General features: G+C 62.8%; 23 protein-coding genes. 20 read left to right on the top strand and 3 right to left on the bottom strand.

Annotation, left to right across the window (positions count from 1 at the left end; genetic code table 11):
• Positions 1-3: 3 nt before the first annotated feature.
• Genes FFI94_RS17385 through FFI94_RS17330 form a run of 12 tightly spaced genes read left to right on the top strand, consistent with a single transcriptional unit; the run spans position 4 to position 12,352 of the window.
• Positions 4-1,641, top strand: a complete 1,638-nt coding sequence (locus FFI94_RS17385; RefSeq protein WP_138868935.1) for an acyl-CoA synthetase — start codon at positions 4-6, stop codon at positions 1,639-1,641.
• Positions 1,642-1,688: 47 nt separating this feature from the next.
• Complete coding sequence (locus FFI94_RS17380; RefSeq protein WP_138868934.1) at positions 1,689-2,942, top strand: cytochrome P450; 1,254 nt, start codon at positions 1,689-1,691, stop codon at positions 2,940-2,942.
• Positions 2,943-2,945: 3 nt separating this feature from the next.
• Positions 2,946-3,719: an ABC transporter permease gene (locus FFI94_RS17375; RefSeq protein ID WP_138868933.1), complete on the top strand. Its 774-nt coding sequence runs from the start codon at positions 2,946-2,948 to the stop codon at positions 3,717-3,719.
• Positions 3,720-3,724: 5 nt separating this feature from the next.
• A complete protein-coding gene (locus tag FFI94_RS17370) occupies positions 3,725-4,576 on the top strand; it encodes an ABC transporter permease (RefSeq protein ID WP_138868932.1) in 852 nt (283 codons plus the stop codon).
• Positions 4,577-4,589: 13 nt separating this feature from the next.
• Positions 4,590-5,759, top strand: coding sequence for an MCE family protein (locus FFI94_RS17365; protein WP_138868931.1), 1,170 nt, complete (start codon positions 4,590-4,592; stop codon positions 5,757-5,759).
• Positions 5,756-6,778 (top strand): MCE family protein, encoded by a 1,023-nt coding sequence (locus tag FFI94_RS17360; RefSeq protein WP_138868930.1) that lies wholly within the window; start codon positions 5,756-5,758, stop codon positions 6,776-6,778. Before FFI94_RS17365 ends, FFI94_RS17360 begins: the two co-directional genes overlap by 4 nt.
• The gene (locus FFI94_RS17355; RefSeq protein ID WP_260684174.1) at positions 6,775-7,797 is read left to right on the top strand and encodes an MCE family protein; all 1,023 of its coding nucleotides are present in this window, start codon (positions 6,775-6,777) and stop codon (positions 7,795-7,797) included. Before FFI94_RS17360 ends, FFI94_RS17355 begins: the two co-directional genes overlap by 4 nt.
• Complete coding sequence (locus tag FFI94_RS17350; protein ID WP_138868929.1) at positions 7,797-9,017, top strand: MCE family protein; 1,221 nt, start codon at positions 7,797-7,799, stop codon at positions 9,015-9,017. The genes FFI94_RS17355 and FFI94_RS17350 overlap by 1 nt, the downstream gene beginning before the upstream one ends.
• On the top strand, positions 9,014-10,099 hold the full coding sequence (locus FFI94_RS17345; RefSeq protein ID WP_138868928.1) for an MCE family protein: 1,086 nt from the start codon (positions 9,014-9,016) through the stop codon (positions 10,097-10,099). The genes FFI94_RS17350 and FFI94_RS17345 overlap by 4 nt, the downstream gene beginning before the upstream one ends.
• Positions 10,096-11,394: an MCE family protein gene (locus FFI94_RS17340; protein ID WP_138868927.1), complete on the top strand. Its 1,299-nt coding sequence runs from the start codon at positions 10,096-10,098 to the stop codon at positions 11,392-11,394. Before FFI94_RS17345 ends, FFI94_RS17340 begins: the two co-directional genes overlap by 4 nt.
• Positions 11,361-11,888, top strand: coding sequence for a hypothetical protein (locus FFI94_RS17335; protein WP_260684173.1), 528 nt, complete (start codon positions 11,361-11,363; stop codon positions 11,886-11,888). Before FFI94_RS17340 ends, FFI94_RS17335 begins: the two co-directional genes overlap by 34 nt.
• A complete protein-coding gene (locus tag FFI94_RS17330) occupies positions 11,885-12,352 on the top strand; it encodes a hypothetical protein (RefSeq protein WP_138868926.1) in 468 nt (155 codons plus the stop codon). The genes FFI94_RS17335 and FFI94_RS17330 overlap by 4 nt, the downstream gene beginning before the upstream one ends.
• Here the strand turns inward: FFI94_RS17330 and FFI94_RS17325 are convergent.
• Both FFI94_RS17325 and FFI94_RS17320 read right to left on the bottom strand, forming a co-directional pair.
• Entirely contained in the window at positions 12,349-12,945 is a 597-nt protein-coding gene (locus FFI94_RS17325) for a TetR/AcrR family transcriptional regulator (RefSeq protein WP_138868925.1), read from the bottom strand. The genes FFI94_RS17330 and FFI94_RS17325 overlap by 4 nt on opposite strands.
• 53 nt (positions 12,946-12,998) lie before the next feature.
• On the bottom strand, positions 12,999-13,508 hold the full coding sequence (locus FFI94_RS17320) for a MarR family winged helix-turn-helix transcriptional regulator (protein WP_138868924.1): 510 nt from the start codon (positions 13,506-13,508) through the stop codon (positions 12,999-13,001).
• 160 nt (positions 13,509-13,668) lie between these two features.
• On the opposite strand from FFI94_RS17320, the gene FFI94_RS17315 reads away from it, so the two are divergent.
• Positions 13,669-14,451, top strand: a complete 783-nt coding sequence (locus FFI94_RS17315; protein WP_138868923.1) for a dioxygenase — start codon at positions 13,669-13,671, stop codon at positions 14,449-14,451.
• Positions 14,452-14,470: 19 nt separating this feature from the next.
• Here FFI94_RS17315 and FFI94_RS17310 read toward each other — a convergent pair whose 3' ends face one another.
• Positions 14,471-14,929, bottom strand: coding sequence for a peroxiredoxin (locus tag FFI94_RS17310; RefSeq protein WP_138868922.1), 459 nt, complete (start codon positions 14,927-14,929; stop codon positions 14,471-14,473).
• A 57-nt stretch (positions 14,930-14,986) separates the two neighbouring features.
• Here FFI94_RS17310 and FFI94_RS17305 point away from each other — a divergent pair, with 57 nt between their 5' ends.
• The 7 genes from FFI94_RS17305 (at position 14,987) to FFI94_RS17275 (ending at position 22,412) form a co-directional block, all read left to right on the top strand.
• Positions 14,987-16,573, top strand: coding sequence for an anthranilate synthase component I (locus FFI94_RS17305; RefSeq protein ID WP_138868921.1), 1,587 nt, complete (start codon positions 14,987-14,989; stop codon positions 16,571-16,573).
• Positions 16,570-17,313 (top strand): TIGR02234 family membrane protein, encoded by a 744-nt coding sequence (locus tag FFI94_RS17300; RefSeq protein ID WP_397495453.1) that lies wholly within the window; start codon positions 16,570-16,572, stop codon positions 17,311-17,313. Before FFI94_RS17305 ends, FFI94_RS17300 begins: the two co-directional genes overlap by 4 nt.
• 131 nt (positions 17,314-17,444) lie before the next feature.
• Positions 17,445-18,254, top strand: coding sequence for an indole-3-glycerol phosphate synthase TrpC (trpC, locus tag FFI94_RS17295; RefSeq protein ID WP_033230856.1), 810 nt, complete (start codon positions 17,445-17,447; stop codon positions 18,252-18,254).
• A gap of 99 nt (positions 18,255-18,353) precedes the next feature.
• Positions 18,354-19,670 (top strand): tryptophan synthase subunit beta, encoded by a 1,317-nt coding sequence (gene trpB, locus FFI94_RS17290; RefSeq protein WP_138868920.1) that lies wholly within the window; start codon positions 18,354-18,356, stop codon positions 19,668-19,670.
• Positions 19,667-20,470: a tryptophan synthase subunit alpha gene (gene trpA / locus FFI94_RS17285; RefSeq protein ID WP_138868919.1), complete on the top strand. Its 804-nt coding sequence runs from the start codon at positions 19,667-19,669 to the stop codon at positions 20,468-20,470. The genes trpB and trpA overlap by 4 nt, the downstream gene beginning before the upstream one ends.
• Positions 20,467-21,516, top strand: coding sequence for a prolipoprotein diacylglyceryl transferase (gene lgt, locus FFI94_RS17280; protein WP_138868918.1), 1,050 nt, complete (start codon positions 20,467-20,469; stop codon positions 21,514-21,516). The genes trpA and lgt overlap by 4 nt, the downstream gene beginning before the upstream one ends.
• Positions 21,517-21,602: 86 nt before the next feature.
• Positions 21,603-22,412: an NINE protein gene (locus FFI94_RS17275; RefSeq protein WP_397495452.1), complete on the top strand. Its 810-nt coding sequence runs from the start codon at positions 21,603-21,605 to the stop codon at positions 22,410-22,412.
• The last annotated feature ends 59 nt before the right edge of the window (positions 22,413-22,471 follow it).

Raw genomic sequence — 22,471 nt, 5'->3', positions numbered from 1 at the left:
TTCATGGCCTACACCTTTGCAGACCTGTTCGAGCATTCCGTCGACGCGATGCCTGATCGACGCGCGTTGATCGTGTCGGGAAAGGAAGTGACGTACCGCGAACTCGACGAGCGTGCCAACCGTCTGGCACATCACTTCTTGTCGGTAGGTTTCGGGAGCGGAACTCATATCGGAATCCAGATGCACAATTCGATCGAGACGATGGTGGCTGTGCTCGCGTCGTTCAAGATTCGTGCCGTTCCGATCACCGTGAACTATCGGTACACCACGGACGAGTTGGTGTACCTCTACGACAACGCCGACCTCGAGGCCCTCGTGTTCCATCGGGGGTACTCGGCGCGCGTGGCCGAGTCCCTGGAATCAGTACCGGGGGTCAAGCACGTGGTGCTGGTGCCGGACGAGCTTGCGACGGGCGCCGAACCGCTCGTGCCAGGTGCGGTTGCGTACGAGGAAGCGCTGTCGCTGCACTCTCCGGAACGTGGCGGCAGCGATGCGTTCGGCGAGCGTAGTGGCGATGACCTGTACATCCTCTACACCGGCGGAACGACGGGGCGGCCCAAGGGTGTGGTGTGGCGTCAGGAGGACATCTGGCGAGTTCTGGCCGGCGGCTACGATTTCTACACCGGTGAGCCGATCACCGACGAGTACCAACAATCCCGTGGCGGCGCAGCAGCGGCAGAACCTATGCGATGGTGCATGCTGCCACCGCTCATCCATACGTCGGCGTTGATGCCGACCTTCAATGCACTGTTCTCGGGCAATACCGTGATCTTCGAACCTCGGTTCGACGCGGCACATGTGTGGGCTGTTGTTGCCGAATACCGGCCACAGGTCATGGTGATCACTGGCGACGCGATGGGGCGTCCCTTGGTGGAAGCTCACCGGGAACTCCAGCCCGATGCGTCCAGCCTGGCAGTTCTCGCTTCCGGAGCCGCACTGTTCTCAGGCTCGGTGAAGGACGCTTTCTTCGAGGTGTTTCCGAATCTGATGATCTCCGACTCCGTGGGTTCCTCCGAAACAGGCTTCGGCGGTATCGGATTCGCAGCCAAAGGGTTGAAGCAGCGCGGTGGACCGAGGGTGGGCTCCAACCGGTTCACGGTGGTTGTCGACGACGACAACCGGATTCTGACGCCAGGCAGCGGCGCCGAGGGGTGGCTGGCAAAGCTCGGCAACGTCCCGCTCGGGTACTACAAGGATCCGGCGAAGTCGGCAGAGATCTTCCGGACGGTGGACGGCGGCCGAGCCGTGGTTACCGGAGACCGCGCCCGGATCGAGGACGACGGCTCCATCACGCTGCTCGGCCGCGGAAACATGGTGGTCAACACCGGTGGTGAGAAGGTTTTTGTCGAAGAGGTCGAGGCCGTCGTCAAGGCACATCCGGATATCTACGACGCCACCGTGATCGGGCTACCGGACGAACGATGGGGGAGCCGGGTCTCGGCCGTGGTCCGGGTGCGCGAGGGTGTCGTTCCGGATTTCGAGTCCATCGAGAAACACACTCGCAGCCAGCTTGCCGGTTACAAGATCCCGCGGGCGTTCTGGATTGCGCCCGAGGTGGTGCGAGCGCCCAGCGGAAAACCCGACTACCGCTGGGCGAAGGAATACGCACGCAGTCAGGAGCCGGCTCACCGCATCGATTAATCCGTCTCGGCGCGCGCGGCGCCCTGCCTGAACGAGGAGCAACCGAAATGCCCGAGCTGAACCTTCCCGACGGCTTCGACGTCACCGATCCACGGATGTACGGCAAACGTGTTCCCCTGGCAGAGTTCGCGGAGCTTCGCCGCTGCGCGCCCGTGTGGTGGAACGCGCAGGAACCGGGAACCGGCGGTTTCCACGACGGCGGCGCTTGGGTAGTGTCGCGGCACGCGGACGTGCGTGACGTGTCGTTGCGCTCGGAGGAGTTCTCCAACAACGTCAACGGGTGCGTCCCGCGACATGAGGACAACATCACCGCCGAAGAATTGGAAGTCAGTAAATACGTTCTGATCAACAAGGACGCGCCCGAGCACACCCAATTGCGCAAGTTGGTCGCGCGCTTGTTCACACCCCGCTCCGTCGAAGCGATGCGGGCCGGACTCGAAGAGAGAGCAGAAGAGATCGCGAAAGCCGCAGCGGCTTCCGGGACCGGAGATTTTGTTCGGCAAGTGGCCAGTGAGCTACCGATGCAGGCGATCTCGGACCTGATCGGAGTTCCGCAGGAGGCTCGGCGGCAGCTCTACGAATGGTCGAATCAGATGACCGGATACGACGACGAATCCATGGCCGGGGAGTCCAGAATGGCGTCGGCGCAGATTCTCGGGTACGCCTATCAGCTTGCAGAGGCTCGCCGGGCCGAACCGCTCGACGACATCATTTCGCGATTGGTGCACGCGGACGTGGACGGTGAGGCCCTCACGCCGGAACAGTTCGGCTTTTTTGTCATCATGTTGGCGGTTGCGGGCAACGAGACAACGCGCAATGCAACAACACTCGGGATGATGGCGTTCATGCAGCACCCGGATCAATGGGAACTCTACAAGCGTGAGCGCCCCCGCACGGCGGCTGACGAGATCATTCGCTGGGCGTCGCCGTTGACGTCGTTTCAACGGACGGCATTGGTGGACACCCAGATTGCCGGAACTCCGATCCGGAAGGGGCAGCGTGTTGTGCTGCTGTACGGATCGGCGAACTTCGACGAATCTGCCTTCGAGAATCCGGACGTCTTCGATATCCTTCGTGATCCCAATCCTCACTTGGCTTTTGGTGGTACCGGACCGCACTACTGCGTCGGCGCCAACCTGGCCAGGATGGAGATCGACCTGATATTCAACAAGATCGCCGACTACATGCCGGACATCAGCAAACTCGGCGACCCCAGCCGGTTGGCATCCGGCTGGATCAACGGAATCAAGGAGTTCACGGTCGACTACGGCAACAATTCCGCGTGTCCCGTGGAGCACTGAACCATGTACGCCGGGCGGGTGTCGCTCGCAGCGCCGATGCGTCAACTCGGACAGTTCTACAAAATGGGCGCCGACGTTGCGGTAGGACTGGTGCGCACTCGCTTTCAGGTGCAGGAATTTCTCGAACAAAGTTGGATGATCGCGCGGGTATCGCTGGTGCCGACAGTCCTGGTGGCAGTGCCGTTCACGGTTCTGGTGAGCTTCACTCTCAACATCTTGCTGCGCGAGATCGGCGCTGCCGACCTCAGTGGAGCCGGAGCAGCACTCGGCGCCGTCACCCAGGTCGGGCCGGTGGTCACCGTCCTCATCGTGGCAGGCGCCGGAGCCACCGCCATTGCCGCTGACCTCGGGTCACGGACCATTCGCGAGGAGATCGACGCGATGGAAGTGCTCGGGATCGATCCGATCAACCGCCTCGTGATACCGCGCGTTGTCGCGTCGACGGTAGTCGCGTTGTTGCTCAACGGACTTGTGTGCGTCATCGGCATCACGGGCGGCTACATCTTCTCGGTGTTCCTCCAGGGCGTGAATCCCGGTGCGTTCGTCGACGGCATCACGTTGCTCACCGGGCTTCCCGAAGTTGCCTTGTCGATGGTGAAGGCCGCACTGTTCGGCATGCTCGCCGGGCTGGTCGCGTGCTACCGGGGCCTGTCCGTCCGTGGTGGTCCGAAAGGTGTGGGCGAGGCCGTCAACGAGACGGTGGTCTACGCGTTCATGGCGCTCTTCGTGGTCAATACCATCGTGACCGCGGTGGGTATCCGGCTGACGGCGGGGTGAGCGGCGTGGCACTGGCGGAACTCGGAAAATTCGGGGCGACCCGAGCACGGATGGCCCGGCTGTCGCGGTCCGTCGACGATGTCGGACGGCAAGCGGTGTTCTTCGTCCGAGCTATTGCGTTCATTCCGTGGGCGCTGCGCAAACACCCGAAAGAGGTCTTGCGACTTGTCGCCGAGATCAGCATGGGTACCGGTGCGTTGGCATTGATCGGGGGCACCGTCGCCGTTGTCGGGTTCCTGACGCTGGCATCGGGTGGAACCATCGCGATTCAGGGATTCAGTTCGCTGGGAAACATCGGTGTCGAGGCGCTCACCGGGTTCTTCTCGGCGTTCATCAACGTGCGCATCGCCGCGCCGGTCATTGCGGGAATCGGGCTGTCCGCGACCATCGGCGCCGGTTCGACGGCGCAGATCGGTGCGATGCGCATCAGTGAGGAAATCGACGCACTCGAATCGATGGCGATCAGTTCTGTTCCGTACGTGGTGAGTACTCGAATCGTGGCCGGGATGCTCGCCATTCTGCCGCTGTACTCGTTGGCGCTCGTCGGGTCGTTTCTCGCGGGTCGGTTCACCACGGTCGTTCTGTTCGGTCAATCGTCCGGGCTCTACGACCACTACTTCACGACCTTTCTCGATCCGGTCGACGTCGCGTGGTCCTTTGTTCAGGTTCTGGTGATGGCGTTGCTGGTCATGCTGATTCACACCTACTACGGCTACAGCGCGGTAGGCGGGCCATCGGGGGTGGGCACCGCCGTCGGACGGGGAGTTCGACTGTCACTGATCTGCGTCGTGGCGGTGACCCTTCTGGTGTCGCTCGCCCTGTACGGCGGTTCCGGCAACTTCAACTTGTCCGGATAAAGGGGGAGCGCGCGTGGAGAGATACGGATACAAGCTCGCGGCATTGGGCTTGGTGTGCGCGATTGTTGCCGTCGTGGCGCTAGCGGTCGCGTCGTTCAATCAGTCGTTCACCACGCGAGTTCCGGTGACAGTGGTTGCCGAGCGGGCCGGCCTCGTGATGGATCCGGGGGCGCGAGTGAAGATGGCCGGTGTGACCGTCGGGTCCGTCGAGTCGATCACGCCGGCCGACGACTCCAGCGCGACGTTGTCCCTTCTTCTCGATCCGGATGCGCTCGAGTCGATCCCGGCCAACGTCGATGTCACGATCACCTCGAATACCGCTTTCGGAGCGAAGTTCGTCAGCATGTCGCCGCCTGCGGATCCCAGTGTTGAGCGATTGACGGCCGGCGCCACCATCGAGGCGGATCACGTGACCGTCGAAATCGATACGGTATTCGAGAAGCTGACGGCAGTCCTGCGAACGGTTGATCCTGGGAAACTCGATTCGACGCTCGGGGCGATTTCCACCGCGTTGCAAGGTCGTGGGGGAAGGTTGGGCGTCGCACTCGGGAAGGCAGACGCGTCGCTGGCCGAATTCAACAGTGCGGGTGCTTCTTTCGACGAAGTTCTCGCCGACCTTCCGGTAGTGTCCGGGACCTATCGGGCGGCTGTTCTCGATTTGATGGACACCCTCGGCTCGCTCACGATCACCGGCACCACCGTCCTCGACGAGCAAGAGAACCTGGATCTGCTGCTACTCAGCGTGATCGGGCTGGCGCGCACCGGAGAGGATGTTCTCGGGAGCAATGCCGACGGCGTCGACACGGTCCTCTCGCTCATGCGGCCCACCACCGAACTCCTCGAGGAATACTCGCCGGTGATTCCGTGCATGTTCCACGGACTCGAGGAGAGTAAGGCAATCGGCGACGGTGCGTACAACGGGCAGTCGGGAATCAAGATGTCGATCGGATTGATCGCAGGCACCGAACCGTACCGCTACCCGGAAGATCTGCCGAAGGTCGCGGCAACCGGTGGACCGCAATGCATGGGACTTCCGTTGCGCGATCCGAATGTCAACGCGCCCTACCTGGTGACGGATACGGGTGTGAATCCCTTCGAACCGGAGCGCCAATGGAACGGCGGCCAGCCGATAGATGACATGCCGAGCCTGCTCAGCTACCTGTTCGGAACGGAGATTCGATGAAGCGGCGCGGCTACGGCGTCAAATTCGGCATCTTCGTGGCAGTGATGCTGCTGGTCAATGCCGGACTCGTCCTGGTCTTCGGGCAGATGCGAGGAGGCGACCAGCACACTTACGCAGCCCAATTCGTCAATGTGTCCGGGCTGAAATCCGGCGACAAAGTGCGGATTGCGGGAGTGCCCGTGGGAACTGTGAGTGCCGTCGAATTCGGCGACGACCACCTTGCTCACGTGACGTTCAACGTCGATTCGGTGGAAACTCTGACGGAGCAGACCCGGGCGGCCGTGCGTTATCAGGACCTCGTGGGCAACCGGTATCTCGAATTACTCGACAGTCCAGGCGCCGCTCAGCCCTTGGCTGTGGGTGCGACCATCCCCACGACGCGAACGGCGCCGGCCCTGGACCTCGACGCGTTGCTCGGCGGATTCAAACCGCTGTTCCAGGCGCTCGATCCAGCTCAGGTCAACGCCCTGTCGCTGTCGCTGCTCGAAGTATTTCAAGGCCAGTCAGGCACAGTCGCTTCGGTGCTTGCACATACCGGTTCGATCACCAACACACTCGCCGATCGTGATGTGCTCATCGGCCGGGTCATCGACAATCTTGACGGTGTCCTGAGTGAAGTGCGGGGGCGGGGCGGACAGTTCACCGACACGCTCGACAATCTGCAACAGCTGGTCAGCGGACTCGCGTCGGACAAGGAACTGATCGGCACGTCGGTGACGAGCATCGACACCGCTGCACAGACTTTCGCAGATCTCTTGGCGGGCGTCAGACCCGACATCAGCGGGACTGTGTCGCAACTCGACCAGAGCCTGGACCCACTGGTCGAGCAACAAGGCGAGCTCGACCGAATCCTCGCGTCGATGCCGTCGAACTATCGACAACTGATTCGAGTCGGTGCCTACGGATCCTTCTTCAATTTCTATCTCTGCGGGATCGCGCTGAAAGTCGACGGAGCAGACGGCGCGCCGATGACGGTCGACCTGATCGACCAGACGACCGGAAGGTGCGCACCACGATGAGAGAGATGGCGCAGAAGCAGGCAGTGCGAGTCGGCGTCGTGGGGATGGTGATGACCGCGTCGGTAGTGCTGGCGTCATTGCAGTATCAGGATCTGCAGTTCGTGAAAAATGGGGTGAGCTACAGCGCGGTATTCACCGACGCCAGTGGTGTGGCTGCCGGTGACGAGGTAAACGCGGCCGGGGTGAAGATCGGTACCGTCGACCGAATTGCTGTCGAAAAAGGCCGTGCCCGAGTTGATTTCACGCTCGACGGTTCGATCACTCTGGGTGAGAGCACGTCGGCGGCGATCACCACGATGTCGCTGCTCGGCAAACGTGCCGTCTCGCTCGATCTCGGCGGGAGTGGCCGGATTCCCGTGGGCGGACAGATACCACTCGAGCGCACCCGATCGGCGTACTCGCTGCCCGATGTACTCGGTGACCTCACAACCACGGTCGAGGACATCAACCTCGACCAATTATCCGCGTCGTTGGACGAGGTCGGCGCAGTGATGACGGACAGCGCGCCTTCCCTGCGGCCCGCGCTCGACGGGGTAGCCCGGCTTTCGGACAGTATCAACCGCCGCGACGAGACGTTGAAGCTTCTACTCGCAGATGCGAATCACGTTGCCGGCCTCCTCGCGGAACGCGGACCGCAGGTCAACTCGCTTCTGGTCGACGGCGATGCGCTACTGGGTGAACTGGTTCGCAGGCAGGATGCGTTGGGCAACGTCATCACCGACATCTCGGCGGTCTCCATCCAACTCAGTGGGTTGGTACACGACAACGAAGCACAACTGGGCCCGGTCCTGAGCAAGCTCGACACGGTGCTGGGGATACTCCAGAAGAACAAGGACAACCTGGCCCAGGGCATCGACGGCCTCGGAACGTACGTGGGAACGCTCGGCGACACCGTTGCGAGCGGACCGTTCTACTACTCGTACATCCAGAACCTTCTTCCCGCCCAGTACACCCAACCGTTGATCAACGCGATTGTCGGGCTTCCGCCTGCGCCGCTACCGATACCGGAGGTTCGCTGATGGTCGTGAAGCGTTGTGTCGGTGCCGCCGTCGTGCTCGCGCTGGCTGTGGCCGGATATTTTGTCGTACAACACTTTCGGTACTACTCGGTGACCGCCTATTTTGCATCGACGACGGGACTTTACGTCGGTGACGACGTCCGCGTCGTGGGCGTCGACGTCGGCCGGGTCACCTCGATAACCCCGCAGGGGGAGAAGATGCGGGTCGAACTCGAACTGGCCCGATCGGTCCCCGTCGCAGCGGACGCACGCGCCATGATCGTTGCTCAGTCATTGGTCTCAGCCAGGTTCGTCCAGCTGACCCCGGCGTTGACGGAGGACGGGGGACACGCCTTGGCGCCGGGAGCGGAGATCGGAATCGACAGAACCGCTGTGCCTGTCGAGTGGGATCAGATCAAGGAGCAATTGGGCCGGGCGGCAGAGGCATTGGGGCCGTCCGACACGGCCCGAGGGTCAGCGGCCGAATTCCTCGACGCCACCGGTACCGCCTTGGCTGGGAACGGTGAGGCGTTAGGGCGTTCGATCGCGGAACTGTCTGCGGCCATGAGCACTTTGAACGAGGGCGGCGGGGATCTGTTCGGGACGATCCGAGGCCTGCAGACCTTCACAACAGCGCTGGCGGCAAGCAACGAACAGATTGTGAGCTTCCAGGGACGGCTGGCCACGGTGACCGGTCTGTTGGCGGACAGCCGGACACAGTTGGCGCCTGCCTTGGTTGACCTGGATGCGGCGATCGGGGACGTGCACCGATTTGTCGAACAGAATCGGAGCGGACTCACTGAGCAGGTGAACACTTTGGCTGATGTCACCCAGGTACTGGTGGATAAACGTGACGGGCTCGAAAAGCTTCTGCATCTGGCGCCGACGGCATTGTCGAACTATTACAACGTGTACCGCCCGGCTCAAGGAGCGATGGTCGGGGTGCCTGCCTTCCAGAACATCGGCAACCCCATCGACTTCATCTGCGGCGCCATCGCGGGACTGGCAAACGAAACCTCCGAGAAGGGTTCGCAGTTGTGCGCCGAGTACCTCGGACCGTTCCTGAACACCATCAGGGCGAACTATCCGGATCTGAACATCAATCCGACCCGAGCGCTCGGTGCGGCGCCGGATCAGTTGGTATACAGCGAACCGGATTTGAAGCCGGCGCCGTCGCTCCCGAGCGTGAGTGTTCCCGCAGGGTTGGGTCAATTGCTGATGCCGGAGGTGGGGACACGATGATCCGGAAGATCTGTTGCGTCGGTGTTGTCGTGCTTGCGTCCGGCTGCGCGTGGAACGGTCTGAATTCGGTGCCGCTGCCCGGTGCCGCCGGCCGCGGCGCCGACAGCTTTTCCGTTGTCATCGAGATGCCGGACGTTACGTCGATCAGTCCGAACTCGCCGGTGATGGTCAATGATGTGACGGTTGGCAGTATCAGCGCCATCACGTCCGACAATTGGCATGCGCGAGTGACGGTGTCACTCGATGGTTCGGTGGTGTTGCCGGCCAACTCCACGGCCAAGATCGGACAGACCAGCTTGCTGGGGTCCAAGCATGTTGCCTTGGCGCCGCCGGTCGGTGTCGAACCACAAGGAACACTCGGGGAGGGTTCGGTCATTCCTCTGGCGTCGGCCGGTGTGTACCCGACGACGGAGGAAGCTCTGACAGCGCTGTCGATAGTGCTCAACGGCGGTGGACTCGCGCAGATTCACACCATCACCACCGAGCTGAACAATGCTCTCGGTGGACGCACCGGATCGGCACGCGATCTACTCGCACAGATGGACACATTGACCGGGACTCTGGACCGGCAACGCGTCGCGATGGTGACCACGATGGAGAACCTGGATGTGTTCGCGGGGGAGATCAACGCGCAACGCGACGTACTGCGGCAGGCGCTCGACGTGCTGGCTCCCGCATTGGCGGAACTGGAGGATCAGCGCACAACTTTGACCACCGCCCTCGATTCCGTGGGCCGATTCGGAGACGTCGGCACCGACCTGGTCAACCGCACCCGAGATGATCTGAGCGCAAATCTTGCGGCACTCGAGCCGACGTTGCAGCAGGTTGTCGCGGCAGGTCCGGATCTGATCAACAACCTCGGCAACCTGAGCACCTTTCCCTTCCCTCAGACCACCATCGACGACGGGATGCGCGGCGATTACACCAATCTGTGGGCGCTGATCGATCTCACTACCAACCGATTGCAGTCCGGACTTGGTTTCGGCACCCCGTTCGGTGCTCCGCAGACTGGCGGCGGCCCGGTCGATCCTATGACTGCTCCGCTGAACGGGGCGGTCGATGCAGGGGAGGGCGGACGATGATCCTCACCAAGCTTGTGCGCCGACAGTTGGTGATCTTCGCGATCCTTGCCGTCATCGGCATGACGGTGGCCGCGATCGCGTACCTCCGCGTTCCTACGATGCTGGGTATCGGGCGCTACACGGTGACGCTGGAATTGCCCAATGCCGGTGGACTGTACCGCAATGCGAATGTGACGTACCGCGGTGACACCATCGGTCAAGTCCGATCGGTGCAGCTCCACCCGGATGTCGTGAAAGCCGAATTATCTTTGCAGAGTTCAGTTCCCGTGCCGAAATCCGAACTGGTGGCGGCCGTGCGTAGCGTATCGGCGATCGGCGAGCAGTACGTGGATCTGCAGCCGGCTACCGCGGACGGCCCGTTCCTTGCCGACGGTGACGTGATCGGCGCCGAGTCCGCGGTGATATCTCAGGAGATCGGACCCGTTCTCGATCAGGCACAGGCATTGCTCGACTCCGTCCCACAGGGCAAACTGCGCGCGGTCATCGACGAGTCTGCCGCGGCCTTTGCCGACGGCGGTGAAGATCTTGCGAGACTGCTGGATTCGACTACATCGTTTGTCGATCAGTTGTCCGACGCCACCACTCCCGCGACAACTCTCGTGCAGCAACTTGCCCCGCTTCTCGAGACCCAAGTTGTCACGGGAGACCAGATCCGGTCATGGGCGTCGAGCATCGCGCGAGTGAGTGGGCAGTTGGAGATTGCCGACGAGACGATACGCAACATCGTCGCGACGGGACCGGGATTTGCGACCGAAGCGGAGCTCTTGTTCCAGGATCTACGGCCCACCCTGCCGGTTCTCCTGGCCAACCTGACCAGTACCGGGCAAGTCGCGCTGACCTACAACGCGTCACTCGAACAGGTGCTGGTGATACTGCCGCCGCTTGTTGCGGCTCAGGAAACCGTCGTGCAACGCGGACAGGCCGACGGCGCCGCCAACGTCAATTTCCATCTACAGGTTCAAGACCCGGCGGCCTGCTCCACCGGATACCTACCGGCAGATCAACGCCGTGACCCGACTGAGACGAGCGTTCCGGACACTCCGGCCGACTTGTTCTGCAAGGTACCGGCGGATTCGGTTTTTGCGGTGCGTGGTTCGCGGAACATTCCGTGTATGGAAGTTCCCGGCAAGCGGGCACCGGACCCGGTGGCGTGCCGGAGCCCGGAACCGTATGTGGCTTCGGGAACCAATGCTCCCGACGAGCTGTATACCGGGCCGGACGGGATTGTGTACGGCCACACCGATATCGGAAAGGGTAATTCGTGGCAGCAGTTGTTGACGACACCGAATCCCTGACGACCGAAGATGTTTCGCGGCATGCGAGTACACGCGGCCGCGTGCTCGTCGCGGTGGTCGTTGCAGGTTTGGTGGCAGTAGTGGTGACGGGTGCTGTGTCGATGCGCGCCGATCATGCCCGCGATGCCCATCGGCAGGAACTGGTGGACGGGGCGACGGCGGGAGCCCTGGCGTTGATCGACGTTCACGTCGATACCGTCGACGAGGATGTGGACCGATTGCGTGCACTCAGCACGGGCGAGTTCGCGGAGGATCTGGTTGGCGAGGTCGGGTTCGTCGACGCGATCCGTTCCGCATCGGTGAACTCTGACGCAAGGATCGATGCTGCCGCACTGGCGTCCGAGACCGGGTCGACGGGGGTAGTGCTGATTGCCGCCTCGGCCCAGGTGGCCAATTCTGCGGGAGAGACGACCTCGCGCACGTATCGACTGCGCATCGGTGTCGAGGACGTCGACGGGAAAATCCTGATGTCGAGTGTGGAGTTCGTACCGTGAGGCGGGCGATATCCCTCTCGCTCGTGGCGGTTCTCGCGATCGTCGCGGGTGCACTGCTCTGGATTCACCGCGACGCCGCTGCGCTCGAGTCGGTGAGAGCGGACGCGATGGCGCAGGCACCCGCTCTGGTGGAGGACGTGCTCACGTACACCAGTGAAACGGTCGACAGTGATCTCGCCGTCGGAGCTGACGCAGTGACCGGAACCTTCAAGGAGGAATTCGTCGAGTTTGCCGCGACTTCCGTTGCGCCCCAATCGAAAGCGCAGGGAATCAGTACCAGAGCACGGGTTGTCGATGTCGGGTTGCTCGGTGTTGCGCTCGATCGCGTCGAATTGCTGATGTTCGTCGATCAGATCACCACCAGTTTTGCGCAGCCGGCACCGGCGTCGAGTTCGAGTCGCGTGCAGGTCACCGTCGTACGCGTCGGTGATCGGTGGTTGGTGGGTGAGCTGACACCGATTTAGGTACTGCTCAGATTGTCGTGGCCCGCCATGATCAGCTTTGCGGTGATCTCGAGGCGATCCGCTATCTGCGAGTACGACTCGTATCCCATTCCCGCTCGCACCAATGCGCCTGACCAGGCGATTTCCAGCGCTTCCAGGACGTCCGCGTCATGTTCCGGTCCCAATGCCTCGACCAGGCGTTCGCGAATGTTCTTCCCGATCCGGGCGCGAAGATGTTCGACGTCCGGGTCGTCGGCCATCATCGCGGTCGTGACCGCTGCTGCGAGTTCCGGTTCATCGGACACCAGGAGTGCAACACTGCGCTGGACCGAACAGACCTGAGTCTCGCGGGCGTTGTCCGTCTTGGCCTCGTGGGGGAGTGTGGCGAGGCGACGCCAGAACAGTTCAGCGACAAGGTGACTCTTGGACGAGAAGTAGGTGTACGCCGTTGCCGGCGCGACCCCCGCTTCGCCCGCGACCATACGGATTGTCAGGTCGGAGAACCCATGCGTACGCAGGATGGCAATCGCTGCGGTAGTCAAGCGATCGACAGTTTCAGCCTGTTGCCCCGACAGGCGCCGGCGGGTGGACTCGAAGTTGGCCTTACCAGACATGTGTCCAGACACTACGGGAGTCGGAGACGACGCGCGCGGTGTGGGTCGTGGTGTCAGGCTTTCCCGAGTCCGCCGGCAATTCCCTTGTCGAGCTGTTCGACCATGGCGGCGCTCAACGACGAGAGTTGTGCGACCTGGCTGTCGTCGAGGCCTTCGAACACCAAGGCCTGGACCAACCGGACGTGCCCCGGCGCGGCTTCTATCACCTTGGACATCCCGGCATCGGTGAGTACCGCGTTGGAGCCGCGGCTGCCGCGGATCACTTCACGCTTCACCCAACCGGCCTTCTCCATCTTCGTGACGACATGGGACAGGCGCGAGAGCGACGCGTTGGCCTGCTGTGCCAGGAGGGACAGTTGCAGCTTTCGATCGGGTACCTCCGACAGTGCTGACAGCACGAAGTACTCGAAATGTGTTAGTGCTGAATCACGTTGGAGCTGGGTGTCAAGGGCCGCCGGCAAGCGGGTCACCAACGAGATGAGAGTGCGCCAGGCCTGCTGTTGCTCGGTAGTGAGCCACTTGGTCTGAAGCGGCGATTCGGCCTGGCCGTTCGATCCACTCATCGGTCTTTACCCCTTCGCTGCCCGTTCTGTACCAGTACAGAGTTGCAGACGGGTGTCCAGTCGGTGCAGGCAGGGAATAGTTGCGCGTTTCAAGTGTTGAGTTCTATATTAGGTTGAACCTTCAACTTAAAACTATTCGGTAGAATTCTGAGGAGCCGCTATGTCCGCCACCACTATGCCCGCGCTGTATCTCAGCCACGGTGCCCCGCCGCTGGTGGACAGCGCTCTCTGGGTGAAGCAACTCGGCGCGTGGGCCGGTGACCTGCCTCGGCCGACAGCAATCCTGATCGTGTCGGCGCACTGGGAATCCGCACCGCTGACCATCGGATCGACCACCACGGGAACCCCGCTGATCTACGACTTCGGTGGGTTCCCCGAGCGGTTCTACCGCGCTCGGTACAACTCCCCGGGCGCGCCGGACCTGGCCGCACAGGTGGCAGCGTTGATGCCCGACAACGAGCAGGTTATCCAGCAACCCAACCGTGGCCTCGATCACGGCGCCTATGTTCCGTTGACGGTCATGTACCCGGATGCAGACATCCCGGTGCTGCAGATCTCCCTGCCGACATTGGACCCAGAACGTCTGCTGCACCTCGGCCAACGTTTGCGTCCACTGCGCGAGCAAGGCGTGTTGATCGTGGGATCCGGATTTACGACCCACGGTCTGCCGTTCCTGCGTGACCCGTCGCCCGAGGCGAAAGCTCCGGGTTGGTCCGCCGAATTCGATGCCTGGGCCGGGGAGCGGTTCGCGGCGGGAGACGTCGATTCGCTCATCGACTTCCGCGCGCAAGCGCCCGGTATGCCGTACGCACACCCGACGATCGAGCACTTCGCGCCGCTGTTCGTCACTCTCGGTGCGTCGTCCGATCCGGAGCAGGTACCCACCCAGGTCATCGACGGTTTCTGGATGGGTCTGGCGAAGCGCTCGATTCAGGTCGCCTGACAGGTCGGTTTCGGCAGCGTCAGTTTCGGCTACGGAGAAACTCGAGTGCCTGATCGCCGTGCGTGCTCGCGCGGAATTCGCTCGAGATGACCTTCAGGACGGTTCGATCCGTGTCGATCACGAACGTGGAACGTTTGACCGGCATCAACTTGCCGAGCAGTCCGCGCTTGACGCCGAACTGCTCGGCAACGGTGCCGTCCGTGTCGGCGAGCAGGGGATAGTCGAAGGACTGAGCGGCCGCAAACGTCGATTGCGCCTCGACAGTGTCGGTGCTGATGCCGGCGCGTGCGGCACCTACCTCTGCAAATTCCTTGCCGAGATCGCGGAAGTGGCACGCTTCCGCAGTGCACACCGGCGTTGAAGCTGCGGGATAGAAGAACAGGACCAGTGGTCCATTCTCCAGCAGGCTGGTCAGCGAACGGGGCGCTCCGTTCTGATCGGGCAGAGTGAAATCGGGAGCAAGCTGACCTGGTTTCATTCGGCTGAGGTTACCCGCGAACGAGGCCCGCACGGGTGAGCCTGGGATGATGGAGTCATGCACGGCGAGCCCACCTCCAAGTCCGCACCCTCGTCCGACACCGCGATTGTCGATGCGGCGTCCGATTCCACCACCACGCGAGAGCAGTTCCGCGCTCTCGCCGCCGAGCATCGGGTAGTTCCGGTGACGCGAAAAGTGCTGGCGGACTCCGAAACTCCGCTCTCGGCTTACGAGAAGCTGGCCGGGAACCGTCCGGGAACCTTTCTTCTCGAATCCGCGGAGAACGGCCGGTCGTGGTCACGATGGTCCTTCATCGGCGTCGGTAGTCCCGCCGCACTGACCGTCATCGACGGCGAAGCCGCCTGGTACGGCAACGTCCCCGCCGGCGCACCGTCCGGTGGCAATCCTGTCGACGCACTCGGTGCCACCCTCGAACTGCTGCGCTCGGAGCGTCTGCCGGACCTGCCGCCCCTCACCGGCGGGATGGTCGGATTCCTCGGATACGACGCCGTCCGGCGCCTCGAGAACGTGGGCAATTCGGCCGTCGACGATCTGCACATTCCCGAAATGGTGATGCTGCTGGCCGCGGACATCGCCGCCGTCGACCATCACGAGGGCGCGATCACCCTGATCGCCAACGCAGTCAACTGGGACGGCACCGATGCCCGGGTCGAGGAGGCGTACGACGACGCCGTCGCTCGCCTCGACGCGATGACTCGGGCACTTGCAGCGCCGGCGCCGTCGACGGTGTCCACGTTTGCCAAGGTCACCCCGAACTATCGTCGCCAGCGCACGACGGAGAGCTTCGGCGTCGACGTGAAGAAGCTGATCGGTGACATCGAGGCCGGCGAGGCTTTCCAGGTGGTGCTCTCCCAGCGATTCGAGATCGACTGCACCGCAGCACCTATCGACGTGTACCGGATGTTGCGGGCGTCGAACCCCAGTCCGTACATGTACCTGCTCAACGTTCCGAACGCCGACGGTGAGACCGCGTTCTCCATTGTCGGATCCAGCCCCGAAGCATTGGTCACCGTCTCGGAGGGCGTCGCAACCACCCACCCGATCGCCGGAACCCGGTGGCGCGGTGCCACCGAGGAAGACGACATCCTGCTCGAGAAGGACCTCCTTGCGGACGAGAAGGAAAACTCCGAGCACCTGATGCTGGTCGACCTCGGACGCAACGACCTCGGGCGCGTCTGCCGGCCCGGCACTGTCAAGGTGCACGACTACCGCCACATCGAGCGATACAGCCACGTCATGCACCTGGTCTCGACCGTGACCGGGCACCTGGCCGAGGGCAAGCAGGCGCTCGACGCGGTCACGGCGTGTTTCCCGGCGGGAACACTCTCGGGTGCGCCCAAGGTTCGAGCAATGCAGCTGATCGAAGAACTCGAACCCACCCGCCGCGGGGTGTACGGCGGCATCGTCGGATACCTCGACTTCGCCGGCGACGCCGATACCGCGATCGCGATCCGCACCGCACTCATCAAGGACGGCATCGGGTACGTCCAAGCCGGCGCGGGCATCGTCGCCGACTCGGATCCGGTCTACGAGGACACCGAGGCGCGGAACAAGGCAATGGCGGTGCTCAGTGCGATCGCGTCGGCGCATACGTTGCGCACCATCGGAGGTGAAGGTAAGTGAGCGAACAGGCTTCGAGCACCGGCACCGACTCGCCGACACCTCGTTCGGGGCGCAGCACCACGGTGCTGACCACGCTTCTGCTGGGTCTCGCCGCCGTTGCGCTGTGGGGAAGCTCACGGATGACGTGGGTACAAGTAACCTCCAGTGACGGTAAGACATTGGCGCGCACCACGGATCTCGACGGTGGCACCTGGGCGGCGGCGATGACTCCGCTGGCTCTCACGCTGCTTGCCGCTGTTGCGGCGTCGTTCGCGGTCCGCGGGTGGGCGGTCCGAGTAGTCGGCCTGTTGGTGGGATTGGTCGGCGTCGCTGTAGCAATTCCAGCGGTGCAACTCCTGGTTTCGGGAGCGGATGCGGACCGTGCCGCAGATCTTGCCGAACTGTCCTCGCACCTCGAAGAGGTTTCCGCCGAGTCGTCGGTGTTACCGCCGCTGCTTGCCCTCGTGGGAGCAGTTGCCGCGCTGGCTGCCGGTGTTCTGCTCATGCGAAAGCCCAAGGCGCGCGCCGGCCTCTCGTCGAAGTACGACAACCCCGCAGCGCGCCGCGAGGCAGCGGCCAAGCTCGGGCAGGGAAACAAGGAATCGGCCGACGAGCCTGTGACACAACGGATGCTGTGGGACGCGCTCGACGCCGGCGAAGATCCGACGCTCGATGCAGACGGCGAGAAACCTGACGCTGACGGCGATGAGCCGGGCTCTGACGCTGACGGCAATGAGCCGGGCAAGGATTCACGATCGTGACCTCGATTACGTCCGAACTCCTACGCGCGTGGGTACCCCGGCGGAGTAGCAAAAAATAGCCCAACTAGGCTGACACCACCCCGATGACGTATCTCACATCGGGCACTTGCCCAGAAAGGATTCGGGCCACGATGACCGTACTCGACTCGATTCTCGACGGGGTGCGCGCTGATGTCGCCGCCCGCGAAGCCGTACTCGACTTCGCTGCAGTCAAGGCTGCCGCGGCCACTGCACCCCCCGCTCTCGATGCTGTAGCGGCACTTCTGGAACCGAGCATCGGCGTCATCGCCGAGGTGAAGCGAGCAAGCCCGTCCAAGGGTGCGCTCGCCGACATCGCAGACCCCGCCGAGTTGGCGGCTGCCTATCAGGCAGGCGGCGCTCGAATCATCAGCGTTCTCACCGAAGAACGTCGCTTCCACGGATCGCTCGCCGATCTTGATGCCGTCCGCAAAGCCGTCACCATTCCGGTGCTGCGCAAGGACTTCATCGTCGGTCCGTACCAGATTCACGAGGCACGCGCGCACGGTGCCGACGTCATCCTCCTGATCGTCGCTGCACTCGAGCAGCAGGCATTGGCCTCACTGATCGATCGCACCGAATCCTTGGGAATGACAGCGCTGGTCGAGGTGCACACCGAGGAAGAGGCCAATCGCGCGCTGGAGGCAGGCGCCAAAGTTATCGGCGTCAACGCTCGCAACCTCAAGACTCTCGAGGTCGACAAGAACACCTTCGGTCAGATCGCCCCCGGCCTGCCGACCGAAACCATCAAGATTGCCGAGTCCGGGGTTCGCGGCACCGCCGATCTGCTGGCGTACGCAGGCGCAGGCGCCGACGCCGTCCTGGTTGGTGAAGGCCTCGTGACCAGCGGTGATCCGCGTAAGGCCGTTGCCGATCTGGTCAACGCCGGAGCGCATCCGTCCTGCCCTAAACCGTCGCGCTGAATCGCATCACCGCTCGGGAGTAGTGTGTCTGCACCCGAGCGGTGACATCTGCCCGTACCCGGGCGGTGACAGGCGACACGCTCGAGGCAGACTGGAGGGGTGACTTCACGTACTCAGGGACCAGTCTTCAAGGGCGGCAATCTGCCGCCGGCCAGTGCCGGACTTGCCGAGCGCACTACTCATGAGCCGGACACCGGAGGGCATTTCGGTGTCTACGGCGGACGGCACGTGCCCGAGGCGCTCATGGCGGTTATCGAGGAAGTTACCGCCGAATACGAGAAGGCCCGCAGCGACGACGCTTTCCTGAACGAACTCGATCGACTGCAGCGCGATTACACCGGCCGTCCGTCGCCGATTTTCGAAGCAACGCGTATGAGCGAATATGCCGGCGGCGCTCGCATCATCCTCAAGCGTGAAGATCTGAACCACACCGGTTCTCACAAGATCAACAACGTTCTCGGTCAGGTACTTCTGGCCAAGCGCATGGGTAAGACACGCATCATCGCCGAGACCGGGGCGGGACAGCACGGCGTCGCCTCGGCCACCGCGTGCGCGCTGCTCGGACTCGAGTGTGTGATCTACATGGGTGCCGTCGACACCGAACGTCAGGCCTTGAACGTCGCCAGGATGCGTCTGCTGGGCGCCGAGGTCGTCTCGGTCGAAACCGGTTCGCGCACACTCAAGGATGCGATCAACGAAGCTCTCCGCGATTGGGTTTCCCACGCGGACGACACCTATTACTGTTTCGGTACCGCTGCCGGTCCACACCCGTTCCCGACCCTCGTGCGCGATTTTCAGCGGGTCATCGGTCTCGAGGCTCGCGCTCAGGTTCAGGCCCTGACCGGTCGCCTTCCCGACGCCGTCACCGCTTGTGTCGGTGGCGGTTCCAACGCCATCGGCATCTTCCACCCCTTCATCGACGATCTCTCGGTTCGGCTGGTGGGTTACGAGGCAGCCGGCGACGGCGTCGAAACCGGTAGGCATGCAGCAACATTCGCCGGCGGAACGCCTGGTGCATTCCAAGGCGCGTACTCGTACCTGCTGCAGGACGAAGACGGCCAGACAATCGAATCGCATTCCATCTCTGCAGGTTTGGACTATCCGGGTGTCGGTCCGGAACATGCGTATCTCAACGACATCGGTCGGGCGACGTACGAACCCGTCACCGATTCCGAGGCAATGGATGCGCTCCTTCTGCTCTCACGACGCGAAGGCATCATCCCGGCCATCGAATCCGCGCACGCGGTCGCCGGCGCGTTGCGCCTCGGCAAGGAACTCGGTGAAGGCGCCATCATCGTCGTCAACCTGTCCGGTCGTGGTGACAAGGACATGGATACCGCCGCGAGCTGGTTCGGTCTTTTCGACGATGCCGACCAGAGTGCAGGCCAGAACAACACGGAAGGCTCGGACAAGTGAGCGAACGACCATCACGCCTCGCATCCACTTTTGCGGCATGCAAGGCGGAAAACCGGGCTGCGCTCGTCGGATACCTGCCCGCGGGCTATCCGACGGTCTCCGAATCCATCGACGTCTTCAAGACGATGGTCGACGGCGGCTGCGACATCATCGAGGTCGGGGTCGCGTACTCCGATCCGGTGATGGACGGGCCGACCATCCAGCGTGCCGCTGAAACCGCCCTCAGTAACGGCGTCCGCTTGCGCGACATTTTCACCGTCGTCGAGCAGATCAGCTCGGTCGGCGGCAAGGCAGTTGTCATGACGTACTGGAACCCGGTCATGCAGTACGGCATCGACAAGTTCTCCCGCGACCTCGCTGCTGCCGGCGGACTCGGCCTGATCACTCCCAACCTCATTCCCGACGAGGCCGCCGACTGGATGGAAGCTTCCGAGAAGCACCACCTCGATCGGATCTTCCTCGTTGCACCTTCGTCCACCGAAGAGCGTCTGGCAATGACACTCGAGGCGAGTAGCGGGTTCGTGTACGCGGCCTCCACGATGGGCGTGACCGGAGCCCGCGACGCTGTGTCGTCGATGGCACCGGAACTGACTGCACGGATTCGTGCGCATTCCGATATCCCGGTCGGTGTCGGGCTCGGCGTTCGCTCCGGCGTGCAAGCGGCAGAAATTGCCGCCTACGCCGACGCGGTGATCGTCGGATCCGCGCTGGTCTCGGCTGTGGAGAACGGACTCGGAGCTGTCCGCACCCTCACCGAAGAACTCGCTGAAGGTGTCCGCTCGGCTAACGTGGCGTCGTGACGTCAACTGTTGAACTACTGGCCTACATTCCCAGCCCGCCACAAGGTGTCTGGTACGTCGGACCCGTAGCACTGCGTGCCTACGCGCTCTGCATCATCGCCGGAATCATCGTCGCCATCGTCTGGGGCGATCGGCGTTGGGTCGCGCGAGGCGGCGAGAAGGGCACCGTTCTCGATATCGCAGTCTGGGCCGTGCCGTTCGGCTTGATCGGTGGCCGGCTGTACCACGTGCTCACCGACTGGCCGCAGTATTTCGGTGAAGGCGGCACACCGATCGACGCACTCAAAGTGTGGAACGGTGGCCTCGGAATCTGGGGCGCGGTCTTCCTCGGCGGTGTCGGCGCGTGGATCGGGTGCCGCAGACGTGGAATCCCGGTCGCGGCGCTCGGTGACGCCATCGCGCCTGGTGTGTTGCTCGCGCAGGCAATAGGCCGGTTCGGCAACTACTTCAACCAGGAGTTGTACGGCCGCGAGACCACAGTGCCGTGGGGCCTGGAGATCTTCCACCGCGTGAACTCGTCAGGTCAGACCGACGCGTTGTCCGGTGTCTCCACCGGTGTCGTCGAGAAGGTCGTGCATCCCACGTTCCTGTACGAGGCCTTGTGGAACGTCCTCATCGTCATTGCGCTTGTTGTGGTCGACCGTCGATTCAAGATCGGTCATGGGCGTCTGTTTGCTCTCTATGTGGCGGGCTACTGCGCCGGGCGGTTCTTCGTCGAACTCATGCGCGACGATCCGGCATACGAACTGGCAGGTATTCGTGTCAACTCCTTCACCTCGGTGATCGTGTTCGTGGCGGCCGTTGCGTACTTCCTGCTGGCGAAGAAGGGTCGTGAAGATCCTTCCGAACTGAAGTCGAAGGACTACGTCGAGAACACGCCTCTCGACAACACGCCTCTCGACAACACGGCTGTCGAGAACACAGCTTCGGATACTTCCGACGGTGGGACCGACTCGACTGACGGTGTCGGAGCGTCGAAGGTTGCTGATTCAGCCGGCGCAGACGGAAAACCGAACGTTGATCTGAAGAAGCCGGACAAACAATGATTGGTTCGCATCGCACCCAGTTCGAGGTATAAAGATCACTTGCCTCAACGATTTGCCGGACCGTCGTCGACCCGAAGGAATGCACGTTGCCTGACTTGAACAAGAATCCGGATCCCGCACAGTCGGGGGACTCCTCGGGCTCGCAGTCTGCGGTTCCCCCGCAGTTCGGCTCACCTTTCGACTACGAGGCAACCGCTGATGCTTCCTTGAGCGAAACCACGGCGCCGACGGAGAAGACTCCGTCAACCGAAACGACGGGCACCGGACCTGGCTGGGACACCTATGCGGGAATGGGTAACGGCCCGGGCTGGGGGAGCCATCCGATTTATCCGCCGCCGGCGGGGACGGAGCCCACCACTGCTTTCTCGGCTGCGTCGGATCCGACGGCTGCGAACCCGACGGCCGCGTACCCGGTTGCGGAACCCGCGCCGCCGAATTACGAGCCGCCGACTTATCAGCAGCCGTTTCAGCAGCAGAGCTATCCGCCGCCCGCCGACGGTCCGGTGTACGGCGTCCCCGCTGACCAGAGCGCAAATCCATATGCAGCGCCGCCGGTTCAGGGGTACACCGCTCCGCCGCAGACGCCCGGTTACGGGCAGCAGCAGCCCTACGCGCAGCCGTACGGTTTTGTCGACCCGTCGGCGCCGTTCGGTCGTGATCCATTCACCGGACAGCCCTTGTCTGACAAGTCGAAGGTGACGGCCGGTCTACTCGGTATTCTGCTCGGCGCATTCGGCGCCGGTCGGTTCTATCTCAATCAGCCCGGTACTGCGATTGCACAGATTGCGGTTACCTGGTTGACGTGTGGAATCGGTGGTATCTGGCCCTTGATCGATGGAATCATGATGCTGACAGGCAGTGTGAAGGACAAGTACGGGCGACCACTCCGCAGCTGAGCCTTCTCGGAGATTTCGCCGTGGCACCCCGACATCGGGGTGCCGCGGTTTTTCTATTT

It is taken from the genome of Rhodococcus sp. KBS0724, assembly GCF_005938745.2.
In the GTDB taxonomy this organism is placed as follows: domain Bacteria; phylum Actinomycetota; class Actinomycetes; order Mycobacteriales; family Mycobacteriaceae; genus Rhodococcus_F.
The sequence above is the reverse complement of the archived record's forward strand: the minus strand, read 5'-3'. Positions and strand labels throughout refer to the sequence as shown.